Origin of the sequence: Pseudomonas sp. WS 5021, from assembly GCF_012985535.1 — a bacterium.
Taxonomy (GTDB): Bacteria; Pseudomonadota; Gammaproteobacteria; order Pseudomonadales; family Pseudomonadaceae; genus Aquipseudomonas.
On sequence record NZ_JAAQWP010000004.1, the window covers coordinates 202108 to 218374 of the forward strand.

The 16267-nt window shown below is 61.3% G+C and carries 9 protein-coding genes and 1 other RNA gene; 7 read left to right on the top strand and 3 right to left on the bottom strand.

Features of this window, described 5'->3' with window-relative positions:
* Positions 1-106: 106 nt before the first annotated feature.
* Entirely contained in the window at positions 107-2506 is a 2400-nt protein-coding gene (gene xdhB, locus HBO19_RS14430; RefSeq protein WP_169954225.1) for a xanthine dehydrogenase molybdopterin binding subunit, read from the bottom strand.
* Positions 2499-3947 (bottom strand): xanthine dehydrogenase small subunit, encoded by a 1449-nt coding sequence (xdhA, locus tag HBO19_RS14435; protein WP_169954224.1) that lies wholly within the window; start codon positions 3945-3947, stop codon positions 2499-2501. Before xdhA ends, xdhB begins: the two co-directional genes overlap by 8 nt.
* Positions 3948-4214: 267 nt before the next feature.
* Here xdhA and HBO19_RS14440 point away from each other — a divergent pair, with 267 nt between their 5' ends.
* The 6 genes from HBO19_RS14440 (at position 4215) to ffs (ending at position 13486) form a co-directional block, all read left to right on the top strand.
* Entirely contained in the window at positions 4215-4874 is a 660-nt protein-coding gene (locus HBO19_RS14440) for a GntR family transcriptional regulator (RefSeq protein WP_169954223.1), read from the top strand.
* Positions 4875-4876: 2 nt separating this feature from the next.
* Positions 4877-8365: a chromosome segregation protein SMC gene (gene smc, locus HBO19_RS14445; protein ID WP_170043319.1), complete on the top strand. Its 3489-nt coding sequence runs from the start codon at positions 4877-4879 to the stop codon at positions 8363-8365.
* A gap of 253 nt (positions 8366-8618) precedes the next feature.
* Positions 8619-9482, top strand: coding sequence for a cell division protein ZipA (gene zipA / locus HBO19_RS14450; RefSeq protein ID WP_170057736.1), 864 nt, complete (start codon positions 8619-8621; stop codon positions 9480-9482).
* An 88-nt stretch (positions 9483-9570) separates the two neighbouring features.
* Complete coding sequence (gene ligA / locus HBO19_RS14455; protein WP_170057737.1) at positions 9571-11928, top strand: NAD-dependent DNA ligase LigA; 2358 nt, start codon at positions 9571-9573, stop codon at positions 11926-11928.
* An 86-nt stretch (positions 11929-12014) separates the two neighbouring features.
* The gene (locus tag HBO19_RS14460; RefSeq protein WP_170057738.1) at positions 12015-13181 is read left to right on the top strand and encodes a putative zinc-binding metallopeptidase; all 1167 of its coding nucleotides are present in this window, start codon (positions 12015-12017) and stop codon (positions 13179-13181) included.
* Positions 13182-13389: 208 nt separating this feature from the next.
* Positions 13390-13486: signal recognition particle sRNA small type (gene ffs, locus HBO19_RS14465), an RNA gene on the top strand.
* Positions 13487-13915: 429 nt separating this feature from the next.
* Here the strand turns inward: ffs and HBO19_RS14470 are convergent.
* Positions 13916-14230, bottom strand: coding sequence for a helix-turn-helix transcriptional regulator (locus HBO19_RS14470; RefSeq protein ID WP_032863355.1), 315 nt, complete (start codon positions 14228-14230; stop codon positions 13916-13918).
* Positions 14231-14688: 458 nt separating this feature from the next.
* Between HBO19_RS14470 and HBO19_RS14475 the strand changes: the two genes are divergently transcribed.
* Positions 14689-16254 (top strand): PAS domain-containing methyl-accepting chemotaxis protein, encoded by a 1566-nt coding sequence (locus tag HBO19_RS14475; RefSeq protein WP_170057739.1) that lies wholly within the window; start codon positions 14689-14691, stop codon positions 16252-16254.
* The last annotated feature ends 13 nt before the right edge of the window (positions 16255-16267 follow it).

Here is a 16267-nt window from a genome sequence, read left to right on the forward strand (position 1 = left end):
AACATTGCTGTTGTCAGTTCGGCCGTCTTCGCGGGCAAGCCCACTCCCACAGGGGAATGCAATCCAGATGTGGGAGCGGGCTCGCCCGCGATGGCAGCACCTGGGTCTAGAGCGAAGCCATCTCGGTCTCTGCCTCACCCACCGTCGCCACCTGCAACTGGCGCATCTGCTCACACCCCCACAACACCCGCTCCGGGGTCGCCGGTGCATCGATCTTGGGTTGATGGCGATAGTCACCCAGGCTCGCCACCGCATCCTTGATCGCGCACCACGAGGCAATTCCGAGCATGAATGGCGGCTCACCCACGGCCTTGGAGTGGAACACCGTGTCTTCCGGGTTCTTGCGGTTTTCTACCAGCTTGACCCGCAAATCCAGGGGCATGTCCGCTACCGCCGGGATCTTGTAGCTGGCCGGGCCATTGGTCATCAATTTGCCCTTGTTGTTCCACACCAGCTCTTCCATGGTCAGCCAGCCCATGCCCTGGATAAAACCGCCTTCCACCTGGCCGATATCGATGGCCGGGTTCAGCGAGGCGCCCACGTCGTGGAGGATGTCGGTGCGCAGCATCTTGTACTCGCCGGTCAGGGTGTCGACGATCACTTCGCAGCAGGCCGCACCGAAGGCGAAGTAGTAGAACGGCCGACCCCGCGCCTGGCTGCGGTCGTAGAAGATTTTCGGGGTCTTGTAGAAGCCGGTACTCGACAGCGACACCTGGGCGAAATACGCCTGCTGGATCAGCTCCTCGAACGTCAGGATCAGCTCGCGCACCCGCACATGGCCGTTGTGGAACTCAACATCGGCCTCGCTGACGTCGTATTTGCGCGCGGCAAATTCCACCAGGCGCTGCTTGATGGTCTCGGCGGCATTCTGCGCGGCCTTGCCGTTGAGGTCGGCACCGCTGGAGGCGGCGGTCGGCGAGGTGTTGGGCACTTTGTCGGTGTTGGTCGCGGTGATCTGCACCCGGTCGATTTCCACCTGGAAAATCTCGGCCACCACTTGTGCGACTTTGATGTTCAAGCCCTGGCCCATCTCGGTGCCGCCGTGGTTCAAGTGGATGCTGCCGTCGGTGTAGATATGGATCAAGGCGCCGGCCTGGTTGAGGAAGCTGGCGGTAAACGAAATACCGAACTTGACCGGGGTCAGCGCCAGGCCTTTTTTCAGGATCGGGCTGTGGGCGTTGTACAGGCGGATCGCTTCGCGGCGCTCGGCGTATTGGCTGCTGGCCTCAAGCTCGGCGGTCATCTCTTCGAGCATGTTGTGCTCGACAGTCTGGTAGTAGTGGGTGACGTTGCGCTCGGTCTTGCCATAGTAATTGGCCTTGCGCACCGCCAGCGGGTCCAGCGCCAGGTGGCGGGCGATGGCGTCCATCACTTCCTCGATGGCGACCATGCCTTGCGGGCCGCCGAAGCCACGGTAGGCGGTGTTGGAGGCGGTGTTGGTCTTGCAGCGATGGCCGTTGACGGTGGCGTCGCCCAGGTAATACGAGTTGTCGGAGTGGAACATCGCGCGGTCGACAATCGAGTTAGACAGGTCTGGCGAACAGCCGCAGTTACCCGCCAGGTCCAGATTGATCCCGTGCAGGCGGCCGTTGTCGTCAAAGCCCACGTCGTATTCGATGTAGAACGGGTGGCGCTTGCCGGTCATCAGCATGTCTTCGACCCGTGGCAGGCGCATTTTGGTCGGCTGGCCGGTCAGGCGCGCGACCACTGCACACAGGCATGCCGGGCTGGCCGCCTGGGTTTCCTTGCCACCAAAACCACCGCCCATGCGGCGCATATCCACGACGATTTTGTTCATCGACACGTCCAGCACTTCGGCCACCAGTTTCTGCACTTCGGTGGGGTTCTGGGTGGAGCAGTAGACGATCATGCCGCCGTCTTCGGTGGGCATCACCGAGGAAATCTGGGTCTCCAGGTAGAAGTGTTCCTGGCCGCCGATATGCAGGGTCCCCTGGATACGGTGTTTCGCGCTCGCCAGGGCGCCCGCCGAATCCCCGCGCTGGTGGGTGTGGCTGTCCAGCACGAAATGTTTGTTGCGAAAGGCCTCGACCACATCCAGCACCGGCTCCAGGTCTTCGTATTCGATCACCGCCGCCATGGCGGCCTTGCGTGCGGTCTCCAGGTCGCGGGCGGCGACGGCCAGCACCACCTGGCCGACGAACTGCACGGTGTCGATGGCCAGCAACGGGTCGCCGGGCATCAGCGGGCCGATGTCTTTGAGGCCCGGTACGTCTTCGTGGGTGATGACGATGCGCACCCCCTCGAAGGCGTAGCAGGGCGCGGTGTCGATACTGAGGATCCGGGCATGGGCGCGGTCGGACATGCGCGCATACAGGTGCAACTGGTTGGGGAATTCCAGGCGGTCATCGATGTACTGCGCTTCGCCCGACACGTGCTTGGCGGCGCTGTCATGCTTGACGCTGCGCCCGACCCCGGACGTCAGGTCCTGGGCAAACAGCGCGGCCATTTCGGCTTGGGTTTTTACCACGGCGTGATGGTTAGACATAAGCGGTCACCCGAGTCTCGATGTGCGGCGTTTGCAGTTCGATGAAGTATTTGCGCAGCAGGTTCTGTGCGCTGAGCAGGCGGTATTCCTTGCTCGCGCGAAAGTCCGACAGCGGGGTGAAATCCTCGGCCAGGGCCGCGCAGGCTTTCTCCACGGTGGCACTGTTCCAGGTGGCGCCGATCAGCACCGTCTCGCAGTGTTGCGCGCGTTTGGGCGTGGCGGCCATGCCGCCGAAGGCGACGCGGGCATCGCTGATCACCCCGTTGTCGATTTTCAGGTTGAACGCCGCGCACACCGCCGAGATGTCATCGTCCAGGCGCTTGGAAACCTTGTAGGCACGAAACAGCGCGTGGCCCTTGGGTACGATGATTTTTTCGATGAACTCGCTGTCCTGGCGGGCAGTGACGCGGTAATCGATAAAGTAGTCTTCCAGGGCCAGGGTGCGGCGCACGCTGCCCTTGCACAGCACGATCTGCGCGCCGAGGGCGATCAGCAGCGGCGGCGAATCACCGATGGGCGAGGCGTTGCCGATATTGCCGCCGAGGGTGCCCTGGTTGCGGATTTGCAGGGAGGCGAAGCGGTGCAGCAGGTCGCCGAAGTCCGGGTATTCATGGTGCAGCGCGCTGTAGCAGTCGGAGAGGGCGGTGGCGGCGCCGATTTCCAGGCGGTCGTCAAAGGTCTCGATGCGCTTCATGGACTCGATGTTGCCCACATAGATCATCACTGGCAGCGTGCGGTGGAACTGGGTCACTTCCAGCGCCAGGTCGGTGCCGCCGGCCAGCAGCCGGGCCTGTGGGTAGGCGTCGTAGAGGTCGGCCAGGTCGGCGACGGTCAGGGGCACCAGGCAGCGTTTGTCGCCGCTGTTCAGTTCGCCAGTTTGCGTCGGGGCGATGGCCTTGAGGCGGGCGATGGTCTGCGCCTGGCGACTATCGAACTGGTCCTGGGGCTTGTTGCAACAGGCCTGTTCGGCGGCGGCCAGGATCGGCCGGTAGCCGGTGCAGCGGCACAGGTTGCCGGCCAGGGCTTCGTGGGCCTTGGCGCTGTCCGGGGCGTCGCTGTTTTTTTGCAGGGCGAACAGTGACATCACAAAGCCCGGCGTGCAGAAACCGCACTGCGAGCCATGGCACTCGACCATCGCCTGTTGCACGCTGTGCAGCTGGCCCTGGTGCTTGAGGTCTTCGACGCTGATCAGTTGCTTGCCGTGCAGGGACGAGACAAACGTCAGGCACGAATTGAGGCTGCGATAGCGAATTTGCTCGGCACCTTGCTCATCGGTATGCAGCTCGCCGACCACCACGGTGCAGGCACCACAGTCGCCGCTGGCGCAGCCTTCCTTGGTTCCGGATTTGCCCAGGTGCTCACGCAGGTAGTTGAGCACAGTCAGGTTCGGGTCCAGGGCGTGCTCGCTACGGAGCTCCTGGTTTAGTAAAAACTGGATCACGGAAGGCCTCGCAGACTCATTATTGTTGTTAACCGCTTTGCGCCGAATCTAGTCATGTCTGACTTTTCGGTCAACGATTTTCTGACCAGAAGGTCAAGAAAATGCGATTGCAACACCTTTGATTATGGTTCAGATCCCTGTAACCGCCGTTTTCAGGGGCGCCTGGGCTTTATCGTCTGCTTATTTCATGCCAAATTCGGCGTTGCTGGCCCAGTGATTGCGCTACACTGCCGCCCTTGTACCGATAGACGATTTTGAAGGGAAAACATGACGTTCAAGGCGCCGGATAGTCTCGCCGAGCAAATCGCTCACCACCTCGCCGAACGCATCATTCGCGGCGATCTCAAGCCTGGGGAGCGGATCCAGGAACAGAAAGTCACGCTGGCACTCAATGTCAGCCGTGGCTCCGTGCGCGAAGCCTTGCTGATCCTCGAGCGGCGGCACCTGATCGCCATCCTGCCGCGCCGTGGCGCCCACGTCACCGAGCTCACCGCACACAAGGTGCAGAGCCTGTGCACGCTGATGAGCGAGCTGTACATCCTGCTGGGCAACGCGGTTGCCGAAGGCTGGCAGACCCAGGTCGACATGGCGCCGTTCGTGCAGATCCAGCAACGACTGGTGAGCAATTTCGAACGCCAGGACATCCGCGCCTTTGTCGAGGAATGCTTCAATGTCATGCGCGCCGCATACCCCTTTGCCAACAACCCGTACCTGCAGGAAACCGTCGAGAACCTGCAGCCGGCGATGAATCGCGCCTATTACCTGGCCCTGGATCAACGCAAGGCGTCCATGAGCGAGTACCTGGTGCTGTTCGAGCAACTGCTCGCTGCCGTACTGGCCCGTGACTTGCCGCAGATTCGCCAAGTGTTGTCGGCCTATGGCCAGCGCAGTTGCACCCTGGTTATCGCAGCCCTGGCGGACGCCTAAGCGTGCGGCTCAAGTGCATCAAACTGGCGGGGTTCAAATCCTTCGTCGACCCGACTACGGTGAACTTCCCCAGTAACATGGCGGCAGTGGTCGGGCCCAATGGTTGCGGCAAGTCGAACATTATCGACGCCGTGCGCTGGGTGATGGGCGAGAGCTCGGCAAAAAACCTGCGTGGCGAGTCGATGACCGACGTCATCTTCAATGGCTCCACCAGCCGCAAGCCGGTGAGCCAGGCCAGCATCGAACTGGTGTTCGACAACTCCGACGGCACCCTGGTGGGCGAATACGCGGCCTACGCAGAAATTTCCATCCGCCGCAAAGTGACGCGCGACAGCCAGAACAGTTACTTCCTCAATGGCACCAAGTGCCGGCGCCGCGACATCACCGACATCTTCCTCGGCACCGGCCTGGGCCCGCGCAGCTACTCGATCATCGAGCAGGGCATGATCTCCAAGCTGATCGAAGCCAAGCCCGAGGACTTGCGCAACTTTATCGAGGAAGCGGCCGGCATCTCCAAGTACAAGGAGCGCCGGCGCGAGACCGAGAACCGCATCCGCCGCACCCACGAAAACCTGGCGCGCCTGACCGACCTGCGTGAAGAGCTGGAGCGCCAGTTGGAGCGCCTGCATCGCCAGGCCCAGGCCGCCGAGAAATACCAGGAATACAAAGGCGAAGAGCGCCAGCTCAAGGCACAACTCTCGGCCCTACGCTGGCAGGCCTTGAATGACCAGGTGGGCCAGCGCGAAGCGATCATCGGCACCCAGGAAATCAGCTTCGAAGCCCTGGTGGCCGAGCAGCGCAATGCCGACGCCAGCATCGAGCGCCTGCGTGACGGTCACCATGATCTGTCCGAGCGCTTCAATCTGGTGCAGGGCCGCTTCTATTCGGTGGGCGGCGACATTGCGCGGGTCGAGCAGAGCATCCAGCACGGCCAGCAGCGCCTGCGCCAGTTGCAGGATGACCTCAAGGAAGCGGAGCGGGCGCGGCTGGAAACCGAGTCCCACCTGGGCCACGACCGCACCTTGCTGCTGACCCTCGGCGAAGAGCTGGACATGCTCACCCCCGAGCAGGAAATCACCAGCGCCGCCGCCGAAGAAGCCGCCGCCGCCCTGGAAGAATCGGAAACCACCATGCACGGCTGGCAGGAGCAGTGGGACGCGTTCAACCTGCGCTCCGCCGAGCCACGGCGCCAGGCTGAGGTGCAGCAGTCGCGCATCCAGCAACTGGAAACCAGTATGGAACGCCTGGCCGAGCGTCAGCGCCGGGTCCTGGAGGAGCGCGCGTTGCTCGCCTCCGCTCCGGAAGACGCGGCGATCATGGCGCTGAGCGAGCAGTTGGCCGAAAGCGAAATGACCCTGGAAGAGCTGGAGGCCAGCGAAGAACAACAAGTGGAACGCCTGGAGCAATTGCGTCAGGAGCTGCAGCAGGCGACCCAGGCGCAACAGCAGGCCCAGGGCGATTTACAGCGCCTTAACGGGCGCCTGGCCTCCCTTGAAGCCTTGCAGCAGGCCGCATTGGACCCAGGCACCGGCACCGCCGAATGGCTGCGCGACCAGCACCTGGCCGAGCGCCCGCGCCTGGCCGAAGGCTTGAAGGTTGAAGCTGGTTGGGAATTGGCTGTGGAAACCGTGCTCGGTGCGGACCTGCAAGCGGTGCTGGTGGACGATTTTGGCGGCTTTGACCTGGCGGGCTTCACACAAGGCGACTTGCGCCTGCTCAGCCCGGCAGCCGATGGCACCCGCGTGCCCGGCAGCCTGTTGGATAAAGTCGAGGCGCAGATTGATCTGGCGCCGTGGCTGGGCCAGGTCAAACCGGTGGACTCGCTGGAACAGGCCCTGGCGCTGCGTGGCCAATTGATCTCTGGCGAAAGCCTGATCAGCCGCGACGGCTACTGGGTAGGCCGGCACTTTTTGCGGGTGCGCCGCGCCAGTGAAGCCGAAAGTGGCGTATTGGCCCGTGGCCAGGAAATCGTCAACTTGAGTGCCGAGCGTGAAGAGCGCGAAGCCACCCTTGAGTCCCTGGAAACCCAACTGCAAACCCTGCGCGCCACTCAGCGCCAGCAAGAGACCGGCCGCGAACACTTGCGCCGCCTGTTGCAGGACGAAGCGCGCCAGCAGGGCGAATTGAAAGCCCAGCTCTCGGCCAGCAAGGCCAAGGCCGAACAGCTGACCCTGCGCCGCACCCGGCTCGACGAAGAAGTGGCCGAAATGGGCGAACAGCGCGCCCTCGAACACGAACAAGTCGGTGAGGCACGCCTGCAATTGCAGGAGGCCCTCGACAGCATGGCCCTCGATACCGAGCAGCGCGAACTGTTGCTGGCCCAGCGTGACAGCCTGCGCGAGCGCCTCGACCGGGTACGCCAGGAAGCGCGCCAGCACAAGGATCATGCCCACCAGTTGGCCGTGCGCCTGGGCTCCTTGCGCGCCCAGCACGATTCCACGCGCCAGGCCCTTGAGCGCCTGGAGATGCAGTCCGAACGCCTGACGGAAAAGCGCGAGCAACTGAGCCTCAACCTGGAGGAGGGCGAGGCGCCGCTGGAAGAGCTGCGCTTGAAGCTCGAAGAGTTGCTCGATAAACGCATGAGCGTCGACGAAGAACTCAAGACCGCACAAATCGCCCTGGAAGACGCCGACCGCGAACTGCGCGACGCAGAAAAGCGCCGGACCCAGGCCGAGCAGCAGTCGCAATTGATCCGCGGCCAGCTCGAACAGCAGCGCATGGAGTGGCAAGCCCTCACGGTGCGCCGCAAAACCCTGCAAGACCAGTTGCTGGAAGATGGCTACGACCTACACGGCGTACTCAATACCCTGACCGCCCAGGCCAACGAGAAGGACGCCGAGGAAGAACTTGAGCGCATTGGCGCACGTATTCAACGACTCGGGGCGATCAACCTCGCGGCCATCGACGAATACCAGCAGCAGTCCGAGCGCAAACGTTACCTGGATGCCCAGGACGCCGATCTGGTGGAAGCCCTGGACACTTTGGAAAACGTCATTCGCAAGATCGACAAAGAGACCCGAAACCGCTTCAAAGATACCTTTGATCAGATTAATAGCGGTTTACAGGCCTTATTCCCAAAAGTTTTCGGTGGTGGCAGCGCTTACTTGGAACTGACGGGCGAAGATCTACTCGATACAGGGGTAACGATCATGGCGCGGCCTCCGGGCAAGAAGAACAGCACCATCCATTTGTTGTCCGGCGGCGAGAAGGCCCTGACCGCATTGGCCCTGGTGTTTGCCATCTTCAAGTTGAACCCGGCGCCGTTCTGCATGCTCGACGAAGTTGACGCGCCGCTGGATGACGCTAACGTTGGACGGTATGCCCGCCTGGTTAAAGAGATGTCCCAGACGGTGCAGTTCATCTATATCACCCACAACAAGATCGCCATGGAAATGGCTGATCAATTGATGGGGGTGACCATGCATGAACCGGGCTGTTCGCGACTGGTGGCGGTGGATGTGGAAGAGGCGATGGCGATGGTGGAAAGTTAGCGGCAAGTTGCTAGCTTCAAGGGGCAAGAGTGTCGGCTTGAAGCTTATGATTTGTAGCCTGATTCCTGCGTTAGCCGACACATTTTGCGCCAACTGTGTAAAGTTATCTTTGGTCGTGCTAGTTTAATGTCAATTTTTCGTATGCGTGGGCAAAACGTCAGTCAGAACATAGAGTTGGCGCCACGTTTTAAAGCGGTTTGCACGGTGCTAAACCCCTTATTTTTCAGCATTTTTTATAGAGGCAAGGGATTACATGGAAATCGGTCTGCGCGAGTGGCTGATCGTCATCGGCATTATTGTAATAGCCGGTATTCTTTTTGATGGCTGGCGCCGTATGCGCGGCGGCAAGGGCAAGCTGAAATTCCGCCTGGACCGAAACCTGTCCAATCTGCCCGACGACGATGGCGCCGCCGAGCTGCTGGGGCCTCCCCGTGTCCTGGATACCCATAAAGAGCCGCAACTGGACGAACACGACCTGCCGTCGATGAGCGCGCCGGTGCGCGAGTCCCGCGAGCCGTCGTCCAAGCGCGGCAAGCGTGGCAGTGCTGTCGTGGCCGAGCCGCATCAGGGCGACCTGAACCTCGACGTCGACGAAGGCCCGAGCTTCAGCAGCCGTGACGGTGATTTTCCGGATGAAACCCCGGCCAAGAGCGCACCGCGTGAGTCCTCCAAGGATCAGCCGGCGGCTGAAGAAGTGCTGGTGATCAGCGTGATCTGCCGCGACGCGGCCGGCTTCAAGGGCCCGGCGCTGTTGCAGAACATCCTGGAAAGCGGCCTGCGTTTTGGCGAGATGGATATTTTCCACCGTCACGAAAGCATGGCGGGCAATGGTGAAGTGCTGTTCTCCATGGCCAACGCGGTCAAGCCGGGCACCTTCGATTTGGACGATATCGACCTGTTCAGCACCCCGGCGGTGAGCTTCTTCCTCGGCCTGCCAGGCCCGCGCCACCCGAAACAGGCGTTCGACGTCATGGTGGCCGCCGCCCGCAAGCTGTCCCAGGAACTTAACGGTGAGCTCAAGGACGACCAGCGCAGCGTACTGACCGCCCAGACCATCGAACACTACCGTCAGCGCATCGTCGAGTTCGAGCGTCGCGCCCTGACACAGAAACGCTGAGGATTGGTCTTCAGCGTTGTCAGTAGAATTAAGCGCACTAACATATTGAGCAGCTTCGGCTGCTCTTTTGCTTTATGAGAGAACACCCATGACCGCCGCCCACACCCGCATCCTCGAACTGCGCGCTGAACTGGATCAGCACAACTACCGTTATCACGTACTCGACGAGCCGAGCATCCCGGACGCCGAGTACGACCGGTTGTTCCATGAGCTCAAGGCCCTGGAGTCCGAGCACCCCGACCTGGTGACCCGTGATTCACCAACGCAACGGGTGGGTAGTGCGGCGTTGTCGGCGTTTACCCAGGTGCGCCATGAGATCCCCATGCTCAGCCTGGGCAACGCGTTTGATGAAACCACCATGCTGGAATTTGATCGTCGGGTCACCGAGGGCCTCGACCTGCCGGTGGGCGATCTGTTTGGCGGTGGCGCGGCGGTGGAATACAGCTGCGAACCCAAGCTCGATGGCCTGGCGGTCAGCCTGCTGTACCAGGATGGCGAGTTGGTACGCGGCGCGACCCGTGGCGACGGCACCACGGGCGAAGACATCAGCGTCAATGTGCGCACCGTGCGCAATATCCCGTTGAAACTGCACGGCACAGGCTGGCCGGCGACCCTGGAAGTGCGTGGCGAAGTGTTCATGTCCAAGGCCGGTTTCGAGCGTTTGAACGCCTCGCAACTGGAAGTCGGCGGCAAGACCTTCGCCAACCCGCGCAACGCCGCCGCCGGCAGCCTGCGCCAACTCGATTCGAAGATCACCGCCAGTCGCCCCCTGGAGTTTTGCTGCTACGGCGTGACCACGGATATCAGCGACACTCATATCGGCAACCTGCAGCAGTTGCAGAAATGGGGCATGCCCATCAGCCATGAGTTGAAGCTGGCCAAGGGTATTGAGGATTGCCTGGCGTACTACCGCGACATCGGTGAGCGGCGTAGCAGCCTGCCCTATGAAATCGACGGGGTGGTGTTCAAGGTCAACAGCATTGCCTACCAGCGTGAACTGGGCTTTCGCGCCCGCGAGCCGCGCTGGGCCATCGCTCATAAGTTTCCGGCGCTGGAAGAACTCACCGAATTGCTGGACGTTGAGTTCCAAGTCGGCCGCACCGGCGCCGTGACCCCGGTAGCACGCTTGAAGCCAGTCAAGGTGGCGGGCGTCACTGTGTCCAATGCGACGTTGCACAATATGGACGAAGTGGCGCGCCTGGGCTTGATGATCGGTGACACCGTGATTATCCGCCGTGCCGGTGACGTAATCCCACAGGTCGTGTCGGTGGTTGCCGAGCGCCGCCCGGAAAATGCCCGCGCCGTACAGATCCCGCAAACCTGCCCGGTGTGTGGCTCCCATGTGGAACGCACGCAGTTGGTCAAGCGCAGCAAGGGCAAGGAAACCGTCAGCGAAGGCGCGGTGTATCGCTGTGTCGGGCGGCTGGCCTGTGGTGCGCAGCTCAAGCAGGCGATTATCCATTTTGTCTCGCGACGGGCCATGGATATCGACGGCCTGGGCGACAAGACCATCGAGCAACTGGTCGATGAAAAGCTCATCGGTTCGCCGGCTGACCTGTACAAGCTCAAGTACGAACAGATCATCGACCTGGAAGGCTTCGCTGATGTTTCCAGCAAGAAACTGATCGCTGCCATCGAAAACAGCAAGACCCCAACCCTGGCACGGTTTATCTACGCCCTGGGCATTCCCGATGTCGGCGAGGAAACCGCCAAGGTGCTGGCGCGCTCCCTGGCGTCCCTGGAGCGCGTGCAGCAAGCCTTGCCGGAAGTGTTGACGTACTTGCCGGATGTTGGCCTGGAGGTGGCGCACGAGATCCACAGCTTCTTTGAAGACAGCCATAACCAGCAGGTGATTGGCGCGTTACTGTCGCCGGATGAGTGCGGCCTGCAATTGCAGGACCAGGGCGAACTGAGCGCCGAGTTCGCGGCCAGCACCACCCTGGGCGGCTTTCTCGACAAGCTGCACGTGCCTTCCGTGGGGCCGGGGGCTGCGCAGAAGCTGGCGGACAAGTTCGGCTCCCTGGAGGGCGTTATCCAGGCCGATTGGCTGGATATGCGCCAGGCACTCCCAGAGAAACAGGCCAAGGCCGTGCGCGAGTTTTTTGATAATCCGGACAATGCCCAGCGTGCGCAAGCCATCGAGCAGCAGCTCAAGGACTTTGGCATGCACTGGCAGAGCGAGAAGAAAGTCCTCGAGGGCTTGCCCGAGGCGGGCCATACCTGGGTACTGACCGGCTCGCTGGAGTTGATGAGCCGCGACGTGGCCAAGGAAAAACTCGAAAGCCTGGGCGCCAAGGTCGCCGGTTCGGTGTCGGCGAAAACCTATTGCGTGGTCGCGGGGCCAGGCGCCGGGTCGAAGTTGGCCAAGGCCAGTGAGCTGGGGTTGAAAGTCATGGATGAAGAGGCTTTTGTTGCCTTTCTGACCCGCCACAACATCTCCATCTGATGATGACGATCGTTCCCACGCAGAGTGTGGGAACGATCTTGCGTGGTAAATGATCTAGTCTTGGGCACGCCCCTGGAGAGATCGCCATGTACCGCTTCTTCGAACAGCTCAGTTCGCGCATCGCCGCACCGTTCATGGCCGGGACTTCGCGCAATAGCAAGGTGTGGCAGTGCCGTTGCGGGCAATCCCTGTTCTTTCGCAACAGCCAATGCCTGTCCTGTTCGGCGCTGCTGGGCTATCTGCCCGAGCAAAGCCGGCTGTCGTCCCTGCAACCTGGGCCGGTCGTCAATACCTGGCTGCAGGACGATAATCTTGACGCGGGCGCCTGGCGCCGCTGCGCCAATCTCGACACGCCTGCTGCCTGCAACTGGCTGATCCCGGCCTACAGCACCGCACCGCTGTGCGTGGCGTGTAGCCTTAATCGCACCATCCCCGACCTGTCGATTGCAGAAAACCCCGAGCGCTGGCGCAAAGTCGAAACCGCCAAGCGCCGTCTGGTGGCGCAACTGATCAGCCTGGGGTTGCAGGTGGTCCCCAAGTCCGTCGATGAAGCCAATGGCCTGGCCTTTGACTTCGTCGGTATCGACCTGCAAGGCAAGGCCCCCACTACCGGGCATGCCAACGGCTTGATCACCTTGGATATCAAGGAAGCCGACGACGAACACCGTGAGAAAATTCGCGTGCAGATGCGTGAGCCGTACCGCACCTTGCTCGGTCATTTCCGGCATGAAGTCGGTCACTACTATTGGGATCGCCTGGTTGCCGGCAGCCACTGGCTGGAGCCGTTCCGCCAGGTGTTTGGTGATGAGCGCGCCAGCTATGCCGATGCTCTCGAGCAGCACTACCAGAATGGCCCGCGCCCGGACTGGCAGCAAACCTGCGTCAGCGCCTACGCCACCATGCACCCTTGGGAAGACTGGGCGGAAACCTGGGCCCACTACCTGCACATGATGGACGCGGTCGATACCGCCCTGGGCTTTGGTATGAGCGCGCGGGAGATGGACCTGGACTACCAGCCGTTTCCCCTCGCCACGCTCTACGATCCGCAACACCCTGGCGGGGCGGCGTTCCTGTCGTTCGTCAACGCCTGGATCGAACTGGCCGGCATGCTCAACGAACTGTCCCGCAGCATGGGGCAACCGGATTTCTATCCCTTCGTGCTGCCACCGGCGGTGATTGCCAAGCTGCATTTCATCCACCTGGTGATCCAGGGGGAGGGCGGCCGGGCGGATGAGGTGTTGAAAGCCCAATGATCCAATGTGGACGCGGGCTTGCCCGCGATGACGTGACCACCGCCATCGCGGGCAAGCCCGCTCCCACACCACATAGAGGGTGTTCTTCAGGGCTATGGCAAGTACTTGAGCCCCTTGGCTTTTTAATCCTGCACCAACGGTTGTAACTTCCGATGAGATCGGTACAATGGCGCGGCTTGCCGAGAGGCCAGCGTCGTTATGGTGACCCCATCGGTCCCCCCGCAACGATTACCCGTGAACCTGGTCAGAGCCGGAAGGCAGCAGCCACAGCGGGAACATTGTGTGCCGGGGTGTGGCTGGTGGGGTTGCCTCCATAACGCTCCCTTCGTAACAACTCTCCCTCTGATCAAAAATTATCACTTTGCCGTGCGTTATTGCGCAGCGGTCGAAGCCGTCTGTACACCGCGTTTTTTCGCGGCGTTTTCGTGTCTGGCTATCGGCCTTTATTGCGGTTGAAGAAGCTTCTTCGCCGCCAGCAGGAAGATGCCGATCTTGCAGGCAGGTTCTATGTGCCAGCCACCGCCAGCAGGCGGAGGTAGCTCATGGTAGTCCCTTGCATTTTGAAGTAATTGCGCGAAAGGATGCCGAGTCCGCTTGGGCTGCGCGAGCATATTGGCAAAAGGCGTGGCCCAGCGCCTGCCAGGAGAGGCGCTGTCCGGTCGGATCATGTCAGTAGGCAAAGAGCAAAGAGCAGGCAGCATCAGCGACCTGCTCTTTTTTATGTCGTACGAGCTCTAAGGCTTGGACAAGGCCTGGTCTACCGCCGCTATCAGCTTTCCCAGATCCTTCGGGGTGGCTTTATGAATGACACCGAACAGATAAGCGCGCTGTTCGTCCTCATCGCCCAGATCGGCAAAAAAGACTTTCAGCTTCACTCCCAGAGCCTCTGCAAACAAGAAGAGAGCGTCAACGCTGGGTGTATAGGTGCCGGTTTCGAAGCGGCTGATGGTTTTAGGGTCAAAACCGGTTTTCTCACCTAGTTCAGCCTGAGTAAGCCCCGCTACCTTTCGATAACGTCTGATGGCTGGACCCAAACTTGAAATTTGCATCGCTCAATTCCCATTTAGAATCAAGAACTTAACGATAAATATTGGCATTAGACAACGGCACGCACCATCACCTTTTCTTGCAAAATGTGATGTAATTCGTAGAATCGGCGTTTAGGACAAGTATTTGGCGGTGTCGTTTCACAGGGCACCTTTATGAAACGGGAAATCATTGCTTTCTCCTCTCTTTCATAAAGGTAGTTGCAAAACAGTTGCTTGGCCGCAGCGCCAGGCTCGCTCTTGCGCGCCCCCGCAGCCCCCGCCTTTCACACCAGACGCTCGAATTAAAGCCTAGTTGATCTTCGTCAAACCGAAGCTCAGGTGCTGGGCAAAACGTGGTTTGGCCGCCGAATGGGGCCAGCCAGCCGATTGACGGTTTACCCGTCTGGAAATACCCCTCTACCTGCCGGATCTACCCGATCCCGGGCCGGTAGATCGAATGCTGTCCATGGAGCTTTAAAGTGCGCGTCAATTTGCCGGTCACCACAGTTGAACAGACTTTCGGGGAGCAGCAACGGCTCATTTCCGCGACGGACATCAATAGCCACATTACCTACTGCAACGCCGAGTTTGCTGCCATGAGCGGCTTCACCCAAGCCGAGCTGATCGGCAGTACCCACAACCTGGTACGCCACCCGGATATGCCGCCGGCGGTCTTCGAACTGATGTGGCGCTACCTCAAGGCCGGCCAGAGCTGGATGGGCGTGGTCAAGAATCGCTGCAAGAATGGCAGCTTTTATTGGGTCAGCGCCTATGTGACCCCCATCCTCGAAGACGGCCGGTTGGTGGGCTATGAGTCGGTGCGGGTCAAGCCGACGCGCGAACAGGTGCGGCGTGCCGAAGCGCTCTACGCGCGCTTGCGTGCCGGGCGTTCGGCGGTTTCGCCGCTGCAACGCCTGGGCCAGTTCGGCAATGCCCTGGCCGTGCCCGCCCTGGCGGCGGTGGCGGCTGGCGGCGCGGTGCAATGGCTGCCCAGCGGCTGGGCTCAGGCAACGACTGCGCTGCTGTTTCTCGGTCTGGGCGCCTGGGCGCACCTGCGTCTGGGGCAGCAGCTCAAGCAGATTGTCGAGCACACTCCCAACACCTTTTCCGACCCGATCAGCGCCATGACCTACAGCGATGCGCTAGGTCCGGCCGCGCAATTGGAGATGATCCTGATCAGCGAAGAGGCGCGCTTGAAAACCGCCCTCACGCGGCTCAGCGACCTGGCCACACAGATGGCCGAGGCGGCTACCGATTCCAGCGTGTTGTCGGGCAATACCGAGTCGGCACTGCTGGAACAGCGCGCCGAAACCGATATGACCGCCGCAGCCATGACCGAAATGGCCGCCTCCATCGCCGAAGTGGCGACACATGTACAGCAGACTGCCAGCGAAGCCCGCACCGCCAACGACCTGGCCGGGCATGGCAGCCAGGTGGTCGGAACCACACGCGACGCGATCCAACTGCTAGCGGCCACCGTTACCCAGATCAACCAGGCGGTGGGCCACCTGGCCGGCCAGACCCAGGAAATCCGCGTGGCGGCGAGCATGATCCAGGCGATTGCCGACCAGACCAACCTGTTGGCCCTGAATGCTGCCATCGAGGCGGCGCGGGCTGGTGAACAGGGCCGTGGTTTTGCGGTGGTGGCCGATGAAGTGCGGGCGCTGGCGGGCAAGACCCGGGAGTCGACCGAGCAGATCCAGGGCATCATCCAGAATCTACGCGCGGGCGCCGATGAAGCAGTGGAAATTGCCAGCACCGGTATCCATGAAGCCGAGCAGGGCGTGCAGCAGGTATTGCAGGCGCAACAGGCACTGCTGGGCATTCGCCAGGCAGTGGAGCGCATTACCGGCATGAGTCAGCAAATGGCTGCTGCCTCGCAGGAACAATCCCACGTCGCAGAGGATGTTTCACAACAGATCAATAACGTCGCGGCCACGGTACAAAAGACAGCGGGCAATGCCAACGCTGCAGTCACCCGGGGCCGGGAACTTGAAAGCATCTCTTCCGGGTTGCGTGCCCTGGTCGAGCGGTTCAACCGCTAGCCACCTAGAGCCT